The organism is Paenibacillus sp. Marseille-Q7038, assembly GCF_965111595.1.
Window position 1 is genome coordinate 248,515 of record NZ_CBCOOM010000002.1, and the last position, 21,486, is coordinate 270,000.

Below are 21,486 nucleotides of genomic sequence, written 5' to 3' on the forward strand. Positions count from 1 at the left end.
TTCCATTTCTCTCAAGTCTCATTCAATCGAAGTAAGCAAAAAAGCCGTCCGGGACACCTTTTAGTGCCCGGCCAGCTTTTCCTTTTATTGTTGGTTGTTCAATGTTTCGCTCCAGTCATGAGCCATGCTGCCCTCTAGGTACTTCTCACAGTCCATAGCAGCCATACAACCCGATCCTGCTGCAGTGATAGCTTGGCGATATTTCGTATCCTGCACATCACCACAAGCAAAGACACCAGGGATATTTGTTTCTGTAGTTCCTGGATTACAAGCAATATATCCACCTGCATCCAGCGTGATTTGATTTTGTAAGAAAGCGGTATTCGGTGTATGCCCGATTGCTACAAATACGCCGTCTGCTTCCACCAGCTCATCCTGTCCTGTTTCATTATTATGAACTTTCAGACCTTTTACTCCCTGATCGTCAGCAACGACTTCGAGAGGAGAACGATTCAAAGCCCATTTTATTTTTTCGTTTTCTTTCGCACGGTCCTGCATAATTTTAGAAGCCCGCAATTGCTCGCGGCGATGTACGATGGTTACGCTAGAAGCAAATCGAGTCAAGAAGTTTGCCTCCTCCATAGCGGAGTCGCCGCCTCCAACAACAACAATCTTTTTGTTACGGAAAAAGAAACCGTCACAGGTTGCGCATGTACTTACACCGCGTCCCACATTTTCTTTCTCGCCTGGGATTCCTAAATATTTTGCAGAAGCCCCAGTAGAAATAATAACGGAATCTGCAGTGAGTTCCTCTTGGCCTTCTACTTTTATGTGGAAAGGACGCTTAGCCAGATCAATGCTGTCAACCCAGCCATTCTTGAACTGAGCTCCAAAACGCTCTGCTTGTTTGCGCATATTGTCCATCAGTTCTGGCCCAAGAATCCCATCAGGAAATCCAGGGAAATTTTCAACCTCTGTTGTTGTTGTAAGCTGGCCTCCCGGCTCCATGCCCTCAATAACAAGCGGGTTCATGTTAGCCCGTGCCAGATAAATGGCAGAAGTAAGTCCCGCAGGACCTGTACCGATAATAACGGATTTATAGTGAGTCATACATCGTTACCTCCCTTTTACAAAATACTGTTTGATACTACAGCTTTTCCGATAAAGACCCGAATACGGGTTTTAACAAATGTGTAGAATTACATACTAGATCAATTTGCTTAGCGTACCTGCTCACCGTCGAAGCTGAAATGCCATAATGGCCAGCTACTTCCTTATAGGTGACTTCCTTGCCTGCTGATCTTACAGTGAGATATTCGAGTGCAGCGGACCATCCTTCAATGAGAGAAATCGATGGCAATTCAGGAGAGACTTGCTTCAAATAGTCTGCCCATAAATACTGAACTCCCTTACGTAAAATATCAGAGTGCTGATCCATCTTCTCCAAAACTTTATTTAGGACCGCTTGTTGTTTATCATCGAGCTGCTCGTAGTAGGATGATTCTACATCTTCACTATCTTGCTTACTCAATATGGACAACTCTTTGCCTAATGAACTAGAATCCGCTGCATGCAAAGTACTATTCTGTATTTTCTCCTTCAAAAGCATCTCCGGTTCCCCAATTTCACGCAGTACGGAAAGAGCGAGTTCTTTGAGTTCCGTAGTCTCGCCCGGTTGTTCTAGAAAATCAGTAAGGGCCTGATATACTTCATAGTCACCAATATGACGCAGTGCACTAATCACTTGAGCTTTACTCGTATCATCACCATGATGAAGCGCCCAGAAGAAAGAAGAACGGATAAGAGGATCGTTTTTGATATCTTCCGGGATACTTGCTCCGTATTTTTCCCACAATCGGAATTGTTCCTCGAACGGCAGGTGATAATGATAACTTACCGTTCCAAAATCTTGATCTTCCTTCCGTGCTGCTAATCGTGAAATATAAAACTTAGGAACCTCTGATTCAGGATCGAGTGCCTGCACCATTTCCCATAGTCGCTTCGCTTCTTTATATCTCTTCGTATTACAAGCGGCCACTGCTGCATAATGAACAAGCGAAGGATCGCTTGCTGTTTCTTTATTTTTAAGTAATCTGCGGAAATGAGCATAAGCTGTCTCATGTTCTCCCAGAATTCCCATGGTCGTTCCTAGTTTAAAGACATGCTCTTGCTCAAAAGGAACTAGAGTCTGTAGCTGTTTAATAAGTGCCTCTACCTGCTCTTTATTCCCTTCATTCTGATAGAAAATAGCAAGATTGCATAACCCATGCAGATTACCCGGCTCCATTTCTAACAAATCAAAGATGGTATCCTTTGCTCTTGAGAACCTTCCCATATAGTAATAGGCTAAAGCCAGATTATTACGTGCGGCTGTGAAATCAGGCTGATCTTTTGTAATGCTCTCCAGCATTTCTGCTGCCTGAGCGAATTTCCCTTCTTCCAGCAAGCTGCGAGCATAATCATGCTCGGCGATCCCTTCTCTAGCTTTAATTCGCTTCACAGGCGCCTTCCGGCCCAGTTCAAAGAACAGAAGATCTAACATCTCTTCCGCCTCATCTAGAAACTGTCCTTGCTCATCCTCTTCCAAATAAGTAACGATCGCTTCTTCTGCGGCTTCAAACTGCTCCATGTTCGCGTAGTTATTTGCCATATAGAAATAACATTCCATCATGGAGGGATCAACCTCAGTGAGCACATGGTTCAAAATTTCATTAGAACGAGCATAATCTCCCATCTCAGATAGGATGCCTGCCACATTACAATGATTGACCGGATTCTCCGGTTCATATTCAGCTGCTTTACTAAAATATTTTAATGCCTTGTCATAATGATTGCGATCCAGCGAGCGGACAGCTCTTTCAAAGAAAAAAGAAGCGTCCAGTTGAATCGGTACAACATTGACAAGAGAGCGATCAGTCCGCTGTGGTTTGCCCTTCATACGTGCCAAGGCACCTCCTTTTATCATACGATTTCATACTCTCCAGTATAACATAATCCGAAGGACTCTTCTCGTGTTGCAGAACTATACAACAGATGAAAAATTATACTTCACTATTCTATAAAAGCGTTGCACGCATTTTATAGATAAATCGCGGGTTCCTTCGTGTCTCCTCCTTTTTCATTACCCTTGACGGTCAGCCTGCTAACCTGTCCAACCAAACGCAAACAAGGCTCTTCGCTGAAGAACCTTGCTGAGTAATCTATTCGCTCTTAAATACCTGCATCCTTAAATAACGTAGCAATAGAACCGCCATCTAGAATAATCCGGATTGCCCTTGCCAGCATAGGAGCAACCGACAAGACGGTGAAACAAGGTGGTCCTGAAGGCGGAAGCTCAATAGAATCCGTGACAATCACTTCCTCAATATGAGGATGAGAGAGTTTTTCCAATGCCGACCCCGAAAAAAGTCCATGTGTCGCACAGACGATCGCAGGATACGCATTTCTTTCTTTGAGCCCTTCCACTACGTTAACAATCGTCGTACCTGTATCAATTAAATCTTCAATAATAATAGGGGTTCTGCCATCGACATCTCCGATTACATGAGTAATGACAGACTCATTATGAGCTGGACGCTTCTTAATCATGATAGCAAAGGGAGAATCAAGCCTGCTTGCCAGCTTCTCAGCCATCGATGCTCTTCCCGCATCAGGTGATACAATGACAGGTTTATCAATGTTTTTACTTTTAAGGTAATCACTAATTAAGTCCAGCGCAGTTAGATGGTCAACCGGGATATTAAAAAAACCCTGAATCGCTGCTGCATGAAGATCAATGGTTACAATCCGGTTTGCCCCTGCGGTGGTGAGTACATCAGCCAGCAACTTCGCTGAGATCGGCTCCCTTGGAGCTGACTTTCTCTCCTGTCTCGCATAACCGTAGTAAGGCAAGATGATATTAACCGTTCGAGCAGACGCACGTTTAGCTGCATCAATCATAACAAGCAGTTCAACTAGTAACTCATTAATAGGTCTGGATAGAGATTGCACAAGAAAAACATCACAATTACGAATCGTTTCCTCATAGTGCACGTAAATCTCCCCGCTCTTGAAGCGGGATATCTTGATTTTACCCTGCTCTACCCCTAACTTCTGGCATATGTTTTGCACCAGCTGAGGATTGGATGATCCCGAAAAAATACGGAGAGAGTGCTGCATACATGCCTCCTGAAGACCTTATTTTTAATCACTAGTATTTTAAAGTATTCAGCTCACAATAATCATAGAGTGATTCTATAGAGAATCGTATGTTTTTCCTTTATTATACTATTCTTATTTTAGATTACAACGAAACCATAAAGCGCTTTCTCTCTTTAAAGGTAGCAAGTTCTGTATACCCAATCTCTTTTAAAAGCGTTCTAGCAGTATCCACTTTTTCTCCTACTTTCAACGGATCATGAGCATCCGAACCAACAGTCACCGGAATCCCCAGCTGATAGGCTTGCTTCAAAATGCGCTCACTAGGGAACATTTCAGCACACGGCTTAGATAAGCCCGAGGCATTCAGCTCAATTGGAATCCCGCAGCCAGCAATCACCTCTAGGGTTTCACATTCTAGCGCATACCAAGCATCCCGCTCTTCCTGCTTAGGCTCATATGTAAATCGTTTAATGGCATCAATGTGTCCAAGAAAATCATAAAACCCGCTTTTTGCGGCTTTTTGAACCGCATCGTAATATGTGCGATATACTTCAAGCACATCTTTGCCTTCCCAGTGGTAGACCTGTCTGTGATCGGTAATATCCCATTCTTTTAAGAAATGAACGGATCCAATCACATAGTCAAAAGGATAGGCCAAAATGATCTGTTCGATCTCTTTTTCATAACCTTCAATGTAGTCTCCTTCGAGACCAACACGCACCTCAATATCATCTTTATACTTGTCTTTTAGATAAAGACATTCCTCGACGTATCTTGGCAGCTCTTCCATAGGCATCGCCATCTCTGAGTAATACTCAGCTGGATTAACGTGGAGCAGAGGCATATGATCGGACAAGCCAATCTGAGTGTATCCGAGCTTGACGGCCTGTTTAACATAAGACTCCAGGTCTCCTACCGCATGTCCGCATCTGGCATGATGGGTATGATAATCGATTAACATGAGTATTCCTCCCTTACACTAATCGCGACGTGGACGCTCGTGACGCAGACTGAGTTCTTTTAATACTTCGTCCAGGGGAAGTTTACGCTCTTGCAGCAATACTAACAGATGATACATTAAGTCACTAACCTCAAGCTTCAGTTCCTCATTATCTTTGTTCTTTGCAGCAATAATCGTTTCGGATGCTTCTTCACCGATTTTTTTCAAAATCTTGTCTACCCCTTTGTTGAACAGGTATGTGGTATATGCACCATCAGGGCGGTCTCTTTCACGTTCTGCAATTACCGACTCAAGCTCTGCGAGCACATCAAAGCGATTACTTGTGTATACAGAAGATTTACTCTCCGCTTCCTCTGTCTGAACACCGTGTATTTCCCGATAGAAACAAGTCGTTTCTCCTGTATGGCAAGCCGGACCCTTCGGTTTAACCAAAAATAGCAAGGTATCTCCATCACAGTCGTATTTTACAGAGACAATTGATTGTACGTTCCCAGAGGTAGCTCCCTTATGCCACAATTCACTTCTTGAACGTGACCAGAACCAAGTTTCCCCCGTGGTTAATGACTTTTTCAGAGATTCCTGATTCATATAAGCCAACATCAGAACTGCTCTTGAATCAGCATCTTGTATTACGGCAGGTACTAACCCCTGATCATTCCACCTAATATATTCGGTCACCTGTCCCAGTGATAGCTGATCTTTTAATTGATTACTCATCGAATCTCCACCCCTTTGGCTTTCAAATGTTGTTTTAGATGAGGAATCGCAATTTCCTTATAGTGAAAAATCGTTGCAGCAAGTCCTGCATCCGCTTTTCCTGCTGTAAACACTTCCTCAAAATCTTCTTCTTTCCCTGCTCCTCCGGAAGCGATCACGGGAATACCTACTGCATCACTAACAGCAGAGGTAAGACGAATATCAAAACCATTCTTTGTTCCATCAGCATCCATACTTGTAAGCAGCAGTTCACCTGCTCCCAGCTTCTCTGCCTGCTTCACCCACTCCAGTGCCCTAATTCCGGTAGGCTTACGGCCGCCGTGTGTGTACACTTCCCATTCACCAAATTCATCATTCCATTTGGCATCTACCGCTAGCACGATGCATTGTGAGCCAAACCTGAGCGCACCATCTTTAATTAAAGTTGGATTCAGTACTGCTGCCGTATTGATTCCGATTTTATCGGCACCTGCACGAAGGATCGTCTTCATATCATCAACATGCTTGATGCCACCGCCTACCGTAAAAGGAATTGCAATCTCTCCAGCCGTCTGGCGTACAACTTCTACCATTGTCTGTCGTCCTTCTACAGACGCGGATATGTCGAGGAATACAATCTCGTCTGCACCTTCGCGATCATACAAGGCAGCCAGCTCCACGGGATCTCCCGCATCACGCAGATTCACGAAATTCACACCTTTGACAACTCTGCCGTCCTTTACATCCAGGCAAGGAATAATTCGTTTAGCAAGCATCATCCGACCTCTTTTCCAGCATTATTTTCTTTGCTTTCTAGCAAAGATTTTATTTATCCATGGCTTGAATTAATTCAAATCAGAAACACCGCTGTTCTCTATCGTCTGGATAGCCTGTCTAAGGTCAATCGCTCCTGTATATAATGCTTTACCGATAATGGCTCCGCTTACCCCATCTTCCCGGTGTCTGTGCAGTTTCACCAGATCCTCCATCGTGCTTACACCGCCAGAAGCAATCACCTTCTGTCCGCTAGCTGTCGCTAGAGCAACGATAGCTTCCACATTAGGCCCTTGCATCATGCCGTCTCTCGAGATATCTGTGAAAATAAAAGTCTGTGCTCCATAAAGGGAAAGTTCTTTTGCAAGAACCTCTGCTTTCACTTCTGATGTCTCCAGCCAGCCACGAGTTGCCACATAACCATTTCTCGCATCGATACCAATGGCTACTTTATCACCATATGTACCAAGCACTTGCTCCGTAAACTGCCGATCTTCAATAGCTGCTGTACCTAAAATAAGTCTTGCAACGCCCAGATCGAGAAGCTTTTTAACGTCCTCTATCCTGCGAATTCCCCCGCCTACCTGAACAGGTACCTGAACCGTAGCTGCAATCTGTCCGATGACTTCTATGTTAACCGGCGATCCTGCTTTGGCTCCATCGAGATCCACTAAATGGATGAAAGATCCGCCTTGATCTTCCCATGCTTTCGCTGCCTCCACAGGACTGTCATGATACACTGTTTCCTGGTTGTAATCTCCCTGAACTAGACGTACACATTTTCCGCCTCTAATATCAATTGCCGGATAAATCATGAATGCTGTCATCGCATAAGCCCCCTTATAAATGTTCGAGATTAACTACTAGACTCTGCTAGTTTCAAAAAGTTCTTCAACAGCTGCATACCGAGCTCTCCGCTCTTCTCTGGGTGAAATTGCATTCCATAAACAGAACCTCTACCGGCAATTGCTGTGACAGGAAATCCATATTCTGTAACCGCGAGTAGGTCCTGATCATTCTCAGGCTCGACATGATAAGAGTGCACAAAATACACGTGCCCTTCCGTCAGATCCTGAAACAGAGGATTCTCTCGCTGTATAAACTGAAGCTCATTCCAACCCATATGCGGCACTTTGTAAGAGGAACGGTCCTCAAACCTTACCACCCGTCCAGGTAAAAGATTCAGTCCTTCATGCTGACCATGTTCCTCACTGCTGCTAAAAAGGAGCTGCATTCCAAGACATATGCCAAGGAGCGGAATTTCTTTCTCCTGAACCTCTCTCATCACTTTATCAAGTCCGGTCTCCCTAAGTTGCTGCATAGCATCACCATAAGCTCCTACCCCCGGCAATACCACACCCGATGCTCCCATAATTTCTTCTTTCTTACTCGTTACTTGTGCTTCATAGCCAAGCCGTTCGATCGCCTTGCTTACACTATGAAGATTTCCCATCCCATAGTCGACAATGGCAATGGTCATAGACTACAGCACTCCCTTCGTAGATGGAACGCCCGTAACACGTGGGTCAACGAGTGTTGCTTCATCAAGCGCTCTGCCAAGTGCCTTAAAAATAGCTTCGATCATATGATGTGTGTTTTGTCCATAGTGAACAATCACGTGTAGCGTTACACGCGCTTCCAGCGCGAATTTCCACAAGAACTCATGAACAAGCTCAGTCGAGAAGCTCCCTACTTGCTGGGACGGATAATCAGCCCGATATTCAAAGTGAGGCCGGTTACTAATATCAATGACTACCTGTGCCAACGCTTCATCCATAGGAACAAATACACTTGCATAACGTTTGATCCCTTTTTTGTCGCCCAGAGCTTCACGAAGTGTTTGACCAAGACAGATTCCGATATCCTCAACCGTATGATGATCATCAATTTCTATGTCACCTTTCGCCTTTACTTGAAGATCGAATTGCCCATGTTTCGTAAACAGATCAAGCATATGATTTAGAAAAGGAACGTCTGTCTCGATTTCAGAACGGCCGCTTCCATCTACCCCAAAACAAAGCTGAATATCCGTTTCATTGGTTCTCCGGCTGACTTCTGCCCCGCGTCCGTCTACAAGAAATTGCTGTTCATCATTTCCCATCTGGTTCTCCACCCTTCGATTGCTTTTCTATGTTAAGTTGCTTTACTAAGCTAATCACTGTATTAAAAATCATGTTTCTTAGATGCTCTCACTCCTGTTTTTCTTGCTTTAACCGAACTTCAATTGCCCGAGCATGGCCTTCTAGCCCCTCATGACGAGCAAGCCCAATAATGGCTTCACCATTTGCTAAAAATGCTTCCTTGCTATAGTAAATTAAGCTGGATTTCTTAGTAAAATCATCAACATCGACGGGAGATGCGTATCTCGCAGTTCCGTTCGTCGGGATGATATGATTAGGACCTGCGAAATAATCTCCCACAGGCTCCGAGCTATATGGACCCAGGAAAATTGCTCCGGCATGCCGGATATAAGATACATAAGTCATCGGCTCTTGAACCATCAATTCAAGGTGTTCTGGTGCGAGCTTGTTGACCACTTCAATTCCTTCAAGTATGGAATCAACAACAATAATACTTCCGTGACTATCGATCGAAGCACGAGCTATCTTTTCCCGTGGCAGCTGCTTTAGCTGCTTTTCTACCTCTGCTTGAACTTCCTCCGCAAGTTGCTTGGAAGTAGTGACAAGAATAGCAGAAGCCATCTCATCATGTTCTGCTTGAGACAATAAGTCGGCTGCTACATACTCGGCTCTCGCCGTTTCATCCGCCAGCACGACTATCTCACTTGGTCCCGCTATACTATCGATATCGACAGCACCGAACACCTCTCGCTTCGCAAGCGCCACATAAATATTGCCCGGTCCACATATCTTGTCGACCTTGCGAATACTTTCTGTGCCGTAAGCCAGCGCCGCTATAGCTTGGGCGCCGCCAACCCGGTACATCTCGCTTACGCCTGCTTCCGCAGCAGCCACGAGAATGTACGGATTAATTCCTTCACCGCCGCTTGTTGCCGGCGGTGTAACCATAACTATCTCTTCCACACCCGCTACTTGTGCCGGAATAACATTCATGAGTACAGAGGATGGATAAGCTGCTTTCCCTCCAGGTACATAGACCCCGACCCGATCAAGCGGTCTAATGATTTGTCCGAGCAGGCTTCCATCGGGTTCAAAATCCATCCATGAATTCCGTTTTTGTTTTTCGTGAAATCTACGAATATTGTTAGCAGCTTCACGAATATGAGATACAAAATCGCGATCTACCTTATCGTAGGCTGCCATCATTTCTTCCTTCGTTACTCTAAGCTCTTCTGGAGTAAGGAGTACGCGGTCATGTTCTGCGGTATACCTAAGAACTGCGGAATCCCCTTCTTTACGAACAGCGGAAACGATTTGACGGACCGATTCATTCTGTTCGTTTGTTCCATAATCCACTTTCCGATCCAGACGAAAATCTTGAACTGCTACAATTTTCATCTCACTCCACTCCCTATCTTTGAATAATATCTTCTACGAGTAGAAATGTACCTTCATAGATGCTAAAATCCCCATTACATTCCGTTATCATGGTCTTTATCTAAACTACTTTGACTCTAATAATTTATTTATCTACCATTATTAGCTTTAGCCTCTATGGACCTGCATTCCTGCCCTCGGGCAATTACATCGTTACCTTGCCTCTGTATTAATGACTTGTTGTAACGAATCACAAAGTTCTTGAATTTGATGATTTTTCATACGGTAGCTAACCCGGTTAGCAATCAGGCGACTTGTAATATCAAACATGCTGTCAAGTTCAATAAGGCCGTTCTCTTTTAACGTCTGCCCTGTCTCTACCATATCCACAATTCGATCGGCTAGGCCTATTAGCGGTGCAAGTTCAATCGATCCATTTAGTTTAATAACTTCTACTTGTTGTCCCTGCTCACGAAAATATTGAGAAGCCACATTTGGATATTTCGTTGCCACTCTCTGCCTGATTCCCGGCTCCCAATTAGGTAACCCGATGACAGACATACGGCATCTGGCGATACCAAGATCGAGCAGTTCATATACGTCGCGATTTTCTTCCAGAAGCACATCTTTTCCCACAATTCCGATATCCGCTGCTCCGTATTCTACGTACGTAGGAACATCAACGGGCTTAGCCATAATGAACTCTAAAGAAGCTTCTGGAATAGGAATGACGAGTTTTCTTGTATCATCAATATCCTCGGGAATGTAGATGCCTGCTGCACGGAACAATTGAGACGCTTTTTTATAGATTCGCCCTTTGGGCATCGCTACTTTTAAAATCTCACTCATATGCCTTGCTCCTTTCTTATTTGATGTTGCACAACCTACATTGGACTGCTGTATGTGTACACTTTTTCATACTTTCCTTGGAGGGTAGACACCGCACAGTGATTCCCCTGCTCATTTGTATCCACGCCCTGGTGATAACGATCCCCTACTCTTTGCATGAGTCTGGTTACGACGGTCCGGCCTTCCGTTCTTAGCTGCAATGCTTGAGACAAAGCCTCTACTCGGTGTTCCTTCGTATATTCAATAAGTACAGGAAGCGGCTGCTCTGCTCGAATTCCTTGCACTCCATCAATGATGCGGTTTGTCTTTATGGCAAAACCCGTCGCGGGAATGTCTTTACCAAACTGTTTCAGCAACTTGTCATACCTGCCTCCGCTGCATACCGGAAATCCAAGTTCTGATGCATAACCCTCAAATGTCATTCCTGTGTAGTATGAAAAATCCCCAAGCATCGTTAAATCGATCAGTACATGTTCTGATACTCCATAAGCTTCAAGTACTTCCCACACTAAGCAAAGATGTTGCACTGAATTTCGTGCTTCTTCGCTTGAGATCATTGATTCAGCACGCTCACATATTTCTTTTCCGCCCCGCAGACGTAAAATAGATTCGAGTCGTTCCTTTTGCTCTGAGGATAAGGACAAGCCATCTATTTTCTCTCGGTAACCTACATAGTCACGCTTAAGTAGTACTGCTTTTAGTTCTTCTTGCAAATCTACTTCTCCTGGAATAATCTCACTGAGTAAACCGTTCAAGAATCCCACATGACCCATCGCTATTTTAAAAGACGTAACTCCGGCTGCCTGAAGCGAACTGATAGCTAGAGCTACGACCTCAGCATCTGCTTCTGGAGAATCATCACCAACCAGCTCTACACCGGTTTGAAAGAACTCTGCTTCACGTCCTGCTTCTTCTTCGATTGCACGAAATACATTCGCATGGTAGGAAAGCCGTAAAGGTAACTTCTCGTCTTTTAGCATAGAAGAGACTACTCTCGCAATCGGTGCTGTCATATCCGAACGGAGTACAAGTGTCGTTCCCCGGTTGTTTAACAACTTAAACAGTTTCTGATCAGACGTTGAGCTGGCCACACCTACGGTATCGTAATATTCCATTGAAGGGGTAATAATTTGACGATATCCCCAACTACTCATACATTCCAGCACTTTATGTTCAATCCGTCTCAGCTTATCTACAACATGAGGAAGGTAATCACGTACACCGGCTGGCTTTTCAAAACCTTTTGGTTTGGTCATTTCTGTTCACCTCTGCATCTATAGTTCCTAACTTTTATACCGGCATTTATCACTCGTAATCTTTACTGCATTAAAGTGCTACCAATCTAACAAATTAAAGTATTATTCGGTATCTTACCATGCTTTCCCTTTTATCGTCAATTCTTTCTCATGTTCTAAACTCCTGTATTTAAGCCATTGATTTGAATAAAAGGGTTATATAATAAAAAAAAGACCGCTCTATTAGCGGTCTTCCCTGATTTCTACTTCTGTTGGATATAAAGAAGATACTTAGTGTAATGTATTGTTTCCACTTTCTCGTTGAGAACCAAGTTCTCTCAAAGGATTCCCCCCGACAAAAGCGCCTGCAGCCACATTCTTATGAACAACAGAACCTGCGGCTACCACTGCCCCGTCTCCAATGGTTATTCCGGGCAAAATCGTCGTATTCGCTCCAATTAGGACGTTATCGCCAATCCACACATCACCCAGTCGATATTCATGAATGAGATACTCATGTGCCAGAATCGTTGTATTATACCCTATCACCGAATTCGTTCCGACATGGATTCGTTCTGGGAAAAACACATCAACCATCACCATCAGTGCAAATGCCGTGTGATCCCCTACTTCCATGCGAAGACGGCTTTTGTAAATCCAGTTTTTCAAAGGTAAGATGGGACAATATCTTGCCAGCTGCACCCAGACGAAGTTACGAACCCCTTTAAAGGGACTAACTGTTCGATATATATGCCATAGTGCATTCTGCTCTTCAACGGGATAACGTTCCAGCTTCCTCACAGTATTTAACTACTCCTTCGTGATCAGAGTAAGAATGTCATGCATATCATGCAAAATATAATCAGGGTCATACTCTCTAAGTTTTGCTTCCCCTTTTAGGGACCAAGCTACACCCGCTGCTTTAACGCCGGCTGCTTTGGCGGACTGAATGTCCACTGGACTATCTCCTACCATTAACGTCTCCGATGGATTCACCTTAAGCTGCTCTACCGCAGTAAGAACCGGTTCTGGGTGCGGCTTTGGATGAGTTACATCGGATACCGTTACGATGGTCTCCATATATTTCAGAAGGTCGAACTGTTCTAGTACCCGAAGTGTGCTTGGTCTTATTTTTGTCGTAACTACACCCATACGAATCCCTTGCTCGTGAAGTTTCTTCACTACATCCATTACACCCGGAAAAGGCTTCACCATATCATCATGATGAACGGAGTTGTAGGCACGGTATCCTGTAACATATTCTGCTACATCAGGTTTGCCGGTAAATGCCTGCATTTGCTGCTCGAGTGTGCCTCCCATATGAGGAATAATTTCTTCTCTAGAGAGTGCACCCGGTCCGAGCTCATTCAAAACATGGATGAATGAACTGATAATCAGCTCATTCGTGTCAATAATCGTGCCATCTAAATCAAATAAAACCGTTTTAATCATTTAACTATTGCTCCTTTGTTACTCCTTTTTCTGATCAGTACCAGAACCGATAGAAGATGACGCATCTCGGCGATCTTTTTTTCGTTCTAGTTCTGAAACGTTGTCACTACCTCCATCTGTAGGAGTCTTACTGGATACAATCGGGTCCATATAACGTTCTTTTGAAGCGCCTGTTATGCGTCTTACTACAATGAGGATGATAGCGACTATAATAATTAAGATTGACAAAACCTGTGATATACGAAGGTTTCCATAAGCAGGATCTAAATATCCCAGTTCAAAGCCCATAGCTGTCATAGGGGACCATAAAGTATTTACGATGGAAGCAAGCCACTCTGGCCCTTGGAATCCGAGACTATCTGTACGTAGTGCTTCGATAAAGAAACGACCGATGGAATACCATATGAAATAGGATAGGAATAACTCGCCTGCACGCATGAATTTTTGACGACGCAAAACGAGAAGTAAAAAAAGTCCTACGATATTCCAGAGAGATTCATATAAAAATGTTGGGTGATGGAATGTACCCTGAACATTCATTTGGTTCACAATAAAATCCGGAAGATGCAGTGTATTTCTAAGGAAAGATTCTTCTACAGGTCCGCCGTAGGCTTCCTGATTGACGAAGTTTCCCCAGCGACCAATCGCCTGTCCGATAATAAGAGAGGGCGCACAAATATCCACAATACGCCAGAAATTATAACCTTTATGCCTGAAATAAAAAAAGGCACAGATAATGGCACCAATTAGTGCTCCGTAAATGGCAATACCGCCATTCCAGATTTTAAATACATCCCAAAAGTTATCCTTGTAGTCATCCCACGTGAACGCTACATAGTAAATTCGTGCTCCGATAATAGCAGAAGGAACACCGAGAAGCAATAAATCCATGAAAAAATCAGAGGGGATTCCAAAACGTTTCCCCTCCTGTATTGCGAGCAGCAGTCCGACAATGGCTGCAGACCCCAAGATTAGTCCATACCAATGGACACTGAGCGAACCGATAGAAAATGCAATCGGATCAAGTAATAAGGTACTCATCTACCCACTCCCTGTTTCGTTGATAATATAGCCTAAGCTAGTTTGTTACATCCTCTATTTAAAGATTAGATTCTGTATACATCCCTCAGTTTAACTTAAAGCTTTAGTCCATATCATCGTTATCTTCAGCAATCGTAGCTGTCAGCTTATTTGTAAATTGCAGCGCGGCATTTACACCCATCCGTTTCAGACGGAAATTCATCGCTGCTACTTCAATAATAACCCCAAGGTTACGACCTGGGCGTACCGGAATAGTAACGAGTGGAACATCTGTATCAATAATTCGAGTTGTCTCTTCATCAAGACCAAGACGGTCATATTGTTTATCCTGTTGCCAAGCTTCTAGGCGGACAACGAGTGTAATTCTCTTATGATTACGGATGGCACCTACTCCAAATAGGGTCATGACATTAATGATCCCGACGCCCCGGATTTCGAGCAGATGACGAATGAGTTCTGGTGCTGTCCCGTGTAATTGATTATCTGATGTTTGGCTAATCTCTACCGCATCATCGGCAACAAGGCGGTGGCCGCGCTTAACAAGCTCCAAAGCAGCTTCACTTTTACCAATACCACTGCTTCCTGTAATTAATAGACCGATACCATACACGTCACATAGAACGCCATGAATCGTAGTTGTTGGAGCCAATTTCCCTTCGAGGAACCCAGTAATACGGCTTGATAGAATTGTCGTCGCCATCGTACTACGCAGTACAGGGAGATCTCTCTCGTTACTGATATCAATCAATTCTTGAGGAACATCAAGTCCACGAGTAACAACAATACAAGGTGTTTCTTCGTGACACAAACCTTCCATTCGTTCCCGACGTTCTTTCTCGGGCAACATCTTAACAAAAGCAAGTTCAGTTCTTCCTAGCAACTGTACCCGTTCAGATGGGTAATATTCAAAATACCCTGCCATCTCCAGACCAGGTCTGTTCAAATCATCTACTGTGATCGGTCTTTTCAAACCATTTTCACCAGAGACAACTTCCATTTGAAATTCATTAACAAGTTGGGATACTTTTACTTTTTTAGCCATGTTGTATCTTCCTTTCGGTACGGCAAATATAACGCGGATTCTAAGAGAAAGTGTTGCCACTATTATGTACAGTTCTCTATCTATATTAACCTGATTGTCATTGTACTCATCGTATCGGAAAATGAAGTCGATTGCAATGTTCGGCATGGTCTACCTTGTAGGTAGTTCCTATGAAGTGAAAAGGGGCTGCCCGGCTTTAGAAAAGCCTGACAACCCCCTTTATTGATGCATTATACTCGTATTAATCTAGAACAAGTACGTTTGCTTCTGTTTCTTTATCAAAGATATGAACTTTGTTCATATCAATTGCCATTTTAACGGTGTTACCATCGCGAGTATTCGAACGTCCATCAACACGTGCGATCGTTACATCATTACCTACACCGCTCAGGTATAGGAGCAATTCGTGACCAAGGTTCTCACTAACATCTACTTTAGCTGTGAAAGCAGTGTGCGGAGAAGCTTCCAAGAATACTGGCTCTTCATGAATATCTTCTGGACGAACACCCAGAATCACTTCTTTGCCAGCATAACCTTTGTTCTTAAGAATTTGTGCTTTACCTTGTGGAATTTCCACATCTAGACCAGCTGCCGCAAAACGAAGGCTTTCACCTTGTTGCGTCAATTTACCAGTGATAAAGTTCATTGTAGGTGATCCAATAAAACCAGCTACGAACAAGTTTGTAGGATGATTGTACAATTCTTCTGGAGAAGCTGCTTGTTGAATATATCCGTCTTTCATTACTACGATACGGTCACCCATCGTCATAGCTTCGATTTGGTCATGCGTTACGTAGATAACAGTCGTTTCAAGACGTTTAGCAAGCTTAGTGATTTCCGCACGCATTTGTCCACGAAGTTTCGCATCCAAGTTAGAGAGCGGCTCATCCATCAAGAAAACTTGTGGGTTACGAACGATGGCACGTCCCAAAGCTACACGCTGACGTTGACCACCGGAAAGAGCTTTTGGTTTACGATCCAGCAAATGCTCGATATCAAGAATTCTAGCTGCTTCACGAACACTCTTATCGATTTCTTCTTTTTTCACTTTACGAAGTTTCAAACCAAACGCCATATTTTGATAAACGTTCATATGCGGATAAAGAGCGTAAGATTGGAATACCATCGCGATATCACGATCTTTAGGAGCTACGTCATTTACAACGCGATCCCCAATATATAGTTTGCCATCGGAGATTTCCTCAAGGCCAGCGATCATCCGAAGTGTTGTAGATTTACCACAACCGGACGGACCTACCAGAACGAGAAATTCTTTATCTTTAATATCTAAGTTAATATCAACAACTGTCGCTTTATCTGCACCCGGATATTGTTTGTAAATATGTTCTAAGCGTACTCCAGCCATGATTATTGCCTCCTCAGCATCATTTCGATTTAATAATGAAAGCGAATACATACAAGTTATTAGCGTGATGTAATCGAATTCATTTCCTGTTCTTATAATAACCTGGAAAGCCCAGTGGTGACTATGCACAATTTACACAAAAAAATTAAGAGGTTTTCGTCACTTTGTACATGAAGAGAGTCAACTTAACCAAAACCGCATCTTTAAAGGTTCGCACATCAAGACCTGTCTCTTGCTTTATCTTATCTAAGCGATAAATTAGAGTATTGCGGTGAATATAAAGACGTTTTGCCGTTTCACTAACATTACAGTCCATTTGAAAGAAGGTCTCTAAGGTAGAGATCGTCTCTTCCTCAAATAGGATCGAAGAGTTACTCATCCCTTTTAGGTAATTCGCTCTCTCTTCCTCAGGTATACTATAGATCAAACGTTCCAAATGGAATTGCCATGGAAAATAAACATGCTCGCCAACTTTAAACTTTTTGCCCAGCTCAGTTATTTCTCTAAGAAAAGAGATCGTAGGAGGTAAGGAGACTATATTGAACAGAGGTTTAGCTACGGATAGATGAAAGACTCCAACCCACTCATTTGCAATCACCTCATGAAGTCCATCGGTAAAGGCAGCAAGCTCTTCTTCAATGGAAAGCTGCATTTTTTGCTGCAGAACCATATGGTCCATGTCCTCATCGGTATTATCCAACACTAATCCTAATTCAGCCAATATAGACCATCTATCTTCTTCTAATGGTACTAATAGCACCTTTCCATCAAAATAGGATTGAAGTAGTTTATTTAAAGCATTAAGTGATATTCCAGATTCATGAGCTCCCTCATACGTCAGGTAAAAAGGAATCATTCCTTTGGTAAACTGTTTTTCATGCACAGTAAGATCTTCAGGATAAGGCATGGGCTTATCCTTATCTATACTCTCTTGAATCCAGCTTCCTAGCTGTTCTAATGAGTTTACCTCTCTATTTTTCGCAATTTCAGTAGAATCTGCATGATGATGTAGTGAAGATATAATCCATTCAATGAGTGCTCTTTCAGATGCTTCGACAAGCTGGGCTGGTGCAGATAATAGCACCTGATTTCCATCTTCTTTTTTTGCTTCTAGATAAAAATATAATGAGTCCCCTTCTTCAAAAGAATGACAGGGTTCATCATCTCTTATAAATGTATGTTTATTAATGGGAACCTCAATTATTTGAAATGGTACGTTAAGAATATCCTGTAGTTTTTGCAACAGTACTTCATAATTCGCCACAATGACCACCACTTTACGACTTTATTGTCTACTCTATTGCCTTCGTTTTCTTACAATCATACCAACCCAACAAAAATAGTATAATACAGGAAGTCTACCTCTACCAAATTCTTTATGTATTTACTTATAAAATTCATCTAATATAAAAGCTATTTAATGAAGTGAGAAACTCAATTCATAAATTTGTCTTCTTATTCTAAAAGAGGATTAAAATAATATATACAACAAAAAAAGCCACCAGTATGAACTGGTGACTTTCGTATGAGCCATGAAGGGCTCGAACCTTCGACACCCTGATTAAAAGTCAGGTGCTCTACCAACTGAGCTAATGGCTCGTAAAACTGGTGGAGGATGATGGATTCGAACCACCGAACCCGTAAGGGAGCAGATTTACAGTCTGATGCGTTTGGCCGCTTCGCTAATCCTCCGAAATAAAAGGTGGCTCGGGACGGAATCGAACCGCCGACACGAGGATTTTCAGTCCTCTGCTCTACCGACTGAGCTACCGAGCCATACATTTAGTTACATAACAATAAAGTGAAAAACAAAACTGATTCCCACTTCACTTTTTTAAATCAATCATCTTTATATTAAAAAGTTAAATGGCGGAACTGACGGGATTCGAACCCGCGATCTCCTGCGTGACAGGCAGGCATGTTAGGCCTCTACACCACAGTTCCACAACTATTTAAGTAAAGATGGTGCCGGCGAGAGGACTTGAACCCCCAACCTACTGATTACAAGTCAGTTGCTCTACCAGTTGAGCTACACCGGCGTATATGGTGGAGATTGAGGGGATCGAACCCCCGACCCTCTGCTTGTAAGGCAGATGCTCTCCCAGCTGAGCTAAATCTCCAGGGAATTATGGTAGCGGCGGAGGGGATCGAACCCCCGACCTCACGGGTATGAACCGTACGCTCTAGCCAGCTGAGCTACACCGCCATAATTATTTATCACACAACTTGTACTATATTATCATACTCAATTTAGGAAATCAAGTAGAAATTTAGTGGCGGAGAGAGAGGGATTCGAACCCTCGCACCGCTTACGCAGTCTAACCCCTTAGCAGAGGGTCCCCTTATAGCCACTTGGGTATCTCTCCAAAAAAGATGTGTAATATCAAGGAATTGCTCCCTGAAAACTAGATACGAAACAATCTTTGCGATTTACTTTTTAGGATAAGCCCTCGACCGATTAGTACTGGTCAGCTCCATGCATTCTTTGCACTTCCACCCCCAGCCTATCTACCTCGTCGTCTTCAAGGGGTCTTACTAATTGGGAAATCTCATCTTGAGGTGGGCTTCGCGCTTAGATGCTTTCAGCGCTTATCCCTTCCATACATAGCTACCCAGCGATGCTCCTGGCGGAACAACTGGTACACCAGCGGTATGTCCATCCCGGTCCTCTCGTACTAAGGACAGCTCCTCTCAAATTTCCTACGCCCACGACAGATAGGGACCGAACTGTCTCACGACGTTCTGAACCCAGCTCGCGTACCGCTTTAATGGGCGAACAGCCCAACCCTTGGGACCTACTTCAGCCCCAGGATGCGATGAGCCGACATCGAGGTGCCAAACCTCCCCGTCGATGTGGACTCTTGGGGGAGATAAGCCTGTTATCCCCAGGGTAGCTTTTATCCGTTGAGCGATGGCCCTTCCATGCGGTACCACCGGATCACTAAGCCCGACTTTCGTCCCTGCTCGACTTGTAGGTCTCGCAGTCAAGCTCCCTTGTGCCTTTACACTCTGCGAATGATTTCCAACCATTCTGAGGGAACCTTTGGGCGCCTCCGTTACTCTTTAGGAGGCGACCGCCCCAGTCAAACTGCCCCTGACACTGTCCTCGCACCGGATCACGGTACCAAGTTAGAACCTAGATACGATCAGGGTGGTATCCCAACGTTGCCTCCACACAAGCTGGCGCTCATGCTTCTTAGGCTCCCACCTATCCTGTACAGATCGTACCCAAATCCAATATCAAGTCGCAGTAAAGCTCCATGGGGTCTTTCCGTCTTGTCGCGGGTAACCTGCATCTTCACAGGTATTAAAATTTCACCGGATCTCTCGTTGAGACAGCGCCCAAGTCGTTACGCCATTCGTGCGGGTCAGAATTTACCTGACAAGGAATTTCGCTACCTTAGGACCGTTATAGTTACGGCCGCCGTTTACTGGGGCTTCGGTTCATAGCTTCGGGACTAATCCCTAACCACTCCCCTTAACCTTCCAGCACCGGGCAGGCGTCAGCCCGTATACTTCGCCTTGCGGCTTCGCACAGACCTGTGTTTTTGCTAAACAGTCGCTTGGGCCTTTTCACTGCGACCCCCTCGTGCTATTCACACTACCGGGGTACCCCTTCTCCCGAAGTTACGGGGTCATTTTGCCGAGTTCCTTAACGAGAGTTCTTCCGCGCGCCTTAGAATTCTCTTCTCACCTACCTGTGTCGGTTTACGGTACGGGCACCTTCATCTGGCTAGAGACTTTTCTTGGCAGTCTGAGATCATGACCTTCGCTACTGTAATTTTCACTCCCCATCACAGCCCAGCCTTAATGATGTGCGGATTTGCCTACACATCAGCCTCACTGCTTGGACAGACATCCATCAGTCTGCGTCACTACCCTACTGCGTCCCCCCATCGCTCGTAACGATTTACGGTGGTACAGGAATTTCGACCTGTTGTCCTTCGACTACGCCTTTCGGCCTCGCCTTAGGTCCCGACTTACCCTGAGCGGACGAGCCTTCCTCAGGAACCCTTAGGTTTTCGGCGGATCAGATTCTCACTGATCTTTTCGTTACTCATACCGGCATTCTCACTTGTATGCAGTCCAGCAGTCCTTCCGGTCTACCTTCAACCCGGCATACAACGCTCCCCTACCCCTGATACATAGTATCAAGCCATAGCTTCGGTGGTGTGTTTAGCCCCGTTACATTTTCGGCGCAGAGTCACTCGACCAGTGAGCTATTACGCACTCTTTAAATGGTGGTCGCTTCTAAGCCAACATCCTGGTTGTCTGTGCAACTCCACATCCTTTCCCACTTAACACACACTTGGGGACCTTAGCTGATGGTCTGGGCTGTTTCCCTCTTGACAATGGATCTTAGCACTCACTGTCTGACTCCCGGAATACAAGTCTATGGCATTCGGAGTTTGACTGAGCTTGGTAACCCTTGCGGGCCCCGCACCCAATCAGTGCTCTACCTCCACGACTTACTTGTTCCGAGGCTAGCCCTAAAGCTATTTCGGGGAGAACCAGCTATCTCCGAGTTCGAT

The 21,486-nt window shown here is 44.2% G+C and carries 18 protein-coding genes, 8 tRNA genes and 1 rRNA gene (1 of these 27 only partly in view); all 27 read right to left on the bottom strand.

All coding sequences use genetic code 11. The features are described from left to right. Positions 1-84 precede the first annotated feature (84 nt). Positions 85-1,050 (bottom strand): thioredoxin-disulfide reductase, encoded by a 966-nt coding sequence (gene trxB, locus ACWPWY_RS18315; protein WP_454193112.1) that lies wholly within the window; start codon positions 1,048-1,050, stop codon positions 85-87. A gap of 37 nt (positions 1,051-1,087) precedes the next feature. Continuing rightward, positions 1,088-2,878: a tetratricopeptide repeat protein gene (locus tag ACWPWY_RS18320; protein WP_454193892.1), complete on the bottom strand. Its 1,791-nt coding sequence runs from the start codon at positions 2,876-2,878 to the stop codon at positions 1,088-1,090. 272 nt (positions 2,879-3,150) lie between these two features. Beyond that, complete coding sequence (locus ACWPWY_RS18325) at positions 3,151-4,098, bottom strand: ribose-phosphate diphosphokinase (protein ID WP_213535892.1); 948 nt, start codon at positions 4,096-4,098, stop codon at positions 3,151-3,153. Between the two features lie 124 nt (positions 4,099-4,222). Beyond that, complete coding sequence (gene hisJ / locus ACWPWY_RS18330; protein WP_454193113.1) at positions 4,223-5,041, bottom strand: histidinol-phosphatase HisJ; 819 nt, start codon at positions 5,039-5,041, stop codon at positions 4,223-4,225. Between the two features lie 18 nt (positions 5,042-5,059). After that, positions 5,060-5,758 carry a bifunctional phosphoribosyl-AMP cyclohydrolase/phosphoribosyl-ATP diphosphatase HisIE gene (gene hisIE / locus ACWPWY_RS18335; protein WP_454193114.1) on the bottom strand — a complete coding sequence of 233 codons (699 nt, stop codon included), beginning with the start codon at positions 5,756-5,758 and terminating at the stop codon, positions 5,060-5,062. Next, positions 5,755-6,513, bottom strand: coding sequence for an imidazole glycerol phosphate synthase subunit HisF (gene hisF, locus ACWPWY_RS18340; protein ID WP_454193893.1), 759 nt, complete (start codon positions 6,511-6,513; stop codon positions 5,755-5,757). The genes hisIE and hisF overlap by 4 nt, the downstream gene beginning before the upstream one ends. Positions 6,514-6,582: 69 nt before the next feature. Then, the gene (hisA, locus tag ACWPWY_RS18345; protein ID WP_454193115.1) at positions 6,583-7,338 is read right to left on the bottom strand and encodes a 1-(5-phosphoribosyl)-5-[(5-phosphoribosylamino)methylideneamino]imidazole-4-carboxamide isomerase; all 756 of its coding nucleotides are present in this window, start codon (positions 7,336-7,338) and stop codon (positions 6,583-6,585) included. 29 nt (positions 7,339-7,367) lie between these two features. Beyond that, entirely contained in the window at positions 7,368-7,991 is a 624-nt protein-coding gene (gene hisH / locus ACWPWY_RS18350) for an imidazole glycerol phosphate synthase subunit HisH (RefSeq protein WP_454193116.1), read from the bottom strand. A gap of 3 nt (positions 7,992-7,994) precedes the next feature. After that, on the bottom strand, positions 7,995-8,612 hold the full coding sequence (hisB, locus tag ACWPWY_RS18355; RefSeq protein ID WP_454193117.1) for an imidazoleglycerol-phosphate dehydratase HisB: 618 nt from the start codon (positions 8,610-8,612) through the stop codon (positions 7,995-7,997). Between the two features lie 88 nt (positions 8,613-8,700). Continuing rightward, the gene (hisD, locus tag ACWPWY_RS18360) at positions 8,701-9,990 is read right to left on the bottom strand and encodes a histidinol dehydrogenase (protein ID WP_454193118.1); all 1,290 of its coding nucleotides are present in this window, start codon (positions 9,988-9,990) and stop codon (positions 8,701-8,703) included. Positions 9,991-10,182: 192 nt separating this feature from the next. Next, on the bottom strand, positions 10,183-10,818 hold the full coding sequence (gene hisG, locus ACWPWY_RS18365) for an ATP phosphoribosyltransferase (protein WP_454193119.1): 636 nt from the start codon (positions 10,816-10,818) through the stop codon (positions 10,183-10,185). Between the two features lie 35 nt (positions 10,819-10,853). Continuing rightward, positions 10,854-12,074 (bottom strand): ATP phosphoribosyltransferase regulatory subunit, encoded by a 1,221-nt coding sequence (locus ACWPWY_RS18370; RefSeq protein ID WP_454193120.1) that lies wholly within the window; start codon positions 12,072-12,074, stop codon positions 10,854-10,856. Positions 12,075-12,344: 270 nt separating this feature from the next. After that, positions 12,345-12,854, bottom strand: a complete 510-nt coding sequence (locus ACWPWY_RS18375; protein ID WP_454193121.1) for an acyltransferase — start codon at positions 12,852-12,854, stop codon at positions 12,345-12,347. A 9-nt stretch (positions 12,855-12,863) separates the two neighbouring features. Next, a complete protein-coding gene (gene ppaX / locus ACWPWY_RS18380) occupies positions 12,864-13,505 on the bottom strand; it encodes a pyrophosphatase PpaX (RefSeq protein WP_454193122.1) in 642 nt (213 codons plus the stop codon). An 18-nt stretch (positions 13,506-13,523) separates the two neighbouring features. After that, a complete protein-coding gene (gene lgt / locus ACWPWY_RS18385; protein WP_454193123.1) occupies positions 13,524-14,546 on the bottom strand; it encodes a prolipoprotein diacylglyceryl transferase in 1,023 nt (340 codons plus the stop codon). A 103-nt stretch (positions 14,547-14,649) separates the two neighbouring features. Beyond that, positions 14,650-15,588, bottom strand: a complete 939-nt coding sequence (gene hprK / locus ACWPWY_RS18390) for an HPr(Ser) kinase/phosphatase (protein WP_191804799.1) — start codon at positions 15,586-15,588, stop codon at positions 14,650-14,652. Positions 15,589-15,829: 241 nt separating this feature from the next. Then, positions 15,830-16,954: an ABC transporter ATP-binding protein gene (locus ACWPWY_RS18395; protein WP_191804797.1), complete on the bottom strand. Its 1,125-nt coding sequence runs from the start codon at positions 16,952-16,954 to the stop codon at positions 15,830-15,832. A gap of 145 nt (positions 16,955-17,099) precedes the next feature. Next, a complete protein-coding gene (locus ACWPWY_RS18400; RefSeq protein WP_454193124.1) occupies positions 17,100-18,218 on the bottom strand; it encodes a PucR family transcriptional regulator in 1,119 nt (372 codons plus the stop codon). 262 nt (positions 18,219-18,480) lie between these two features. After that, a tRNA-Lys gene (locus ACWPWY_RS18405) sits at positions 18,481-18,553 on the bottom strand. Between the two features lie 7 nt (positions 18,554-18,560). Then, positions 18,561-18,646, bottom strand: a tRNA-Tyr gene (locus ACWPWY_RS18410). Positions 18,647-18,657: 11 nt separating this feature from the next. Further along, positions 18,658-18,730: transfer RNA gene (locus ACWPWY_RS18415), tRNA-Phe, on the bottom strand. A 91-nt stretch (positions 18,731-18,821) separates the two neighbouring features. Further along, positions 18,822-18,898: transfer RNA gene (locus ACWPWY_RS18420), tRNA-Asp, on the bottom strand. 19 nt (positions 18,899-18,917) lie between these two features. Beyond that, positions 18,918-18,993, bottom strand: a tRNA-Thr gene (locus tag ACWPWY_RS18425). Between the two features lie 5 nt (positions 18,994-18,998). Continuing rightward, positions 18,999-19,074: transfer RNA gene (locus ACWPWY_RS18430), tRNA-Val, on the bottom strand. Positions 19,075-19,083: 9 nt separating this feature from the next. After that, a tRNA-Met gene (locus tag ACWPWY_RS18435) sits at positions 19,084-19,160 on the bottom strand. 68 nt (positions 19,161-19,228) lie between these two features. Then, positions 19,229-19,320 (bottom strand) — tRNA-Ser (locus tag ACWPWY_RS18440). A 72-nt stretch (positions 19,321-19,392) separates the two neighbouring features. Next, positions 19,393-21,486: ribosomal RNA gene (locus tag ACWPWY_RS18445) — 23S ribosomal RNA — on the bottom strand; it runs 837 nt beyond the window's last position.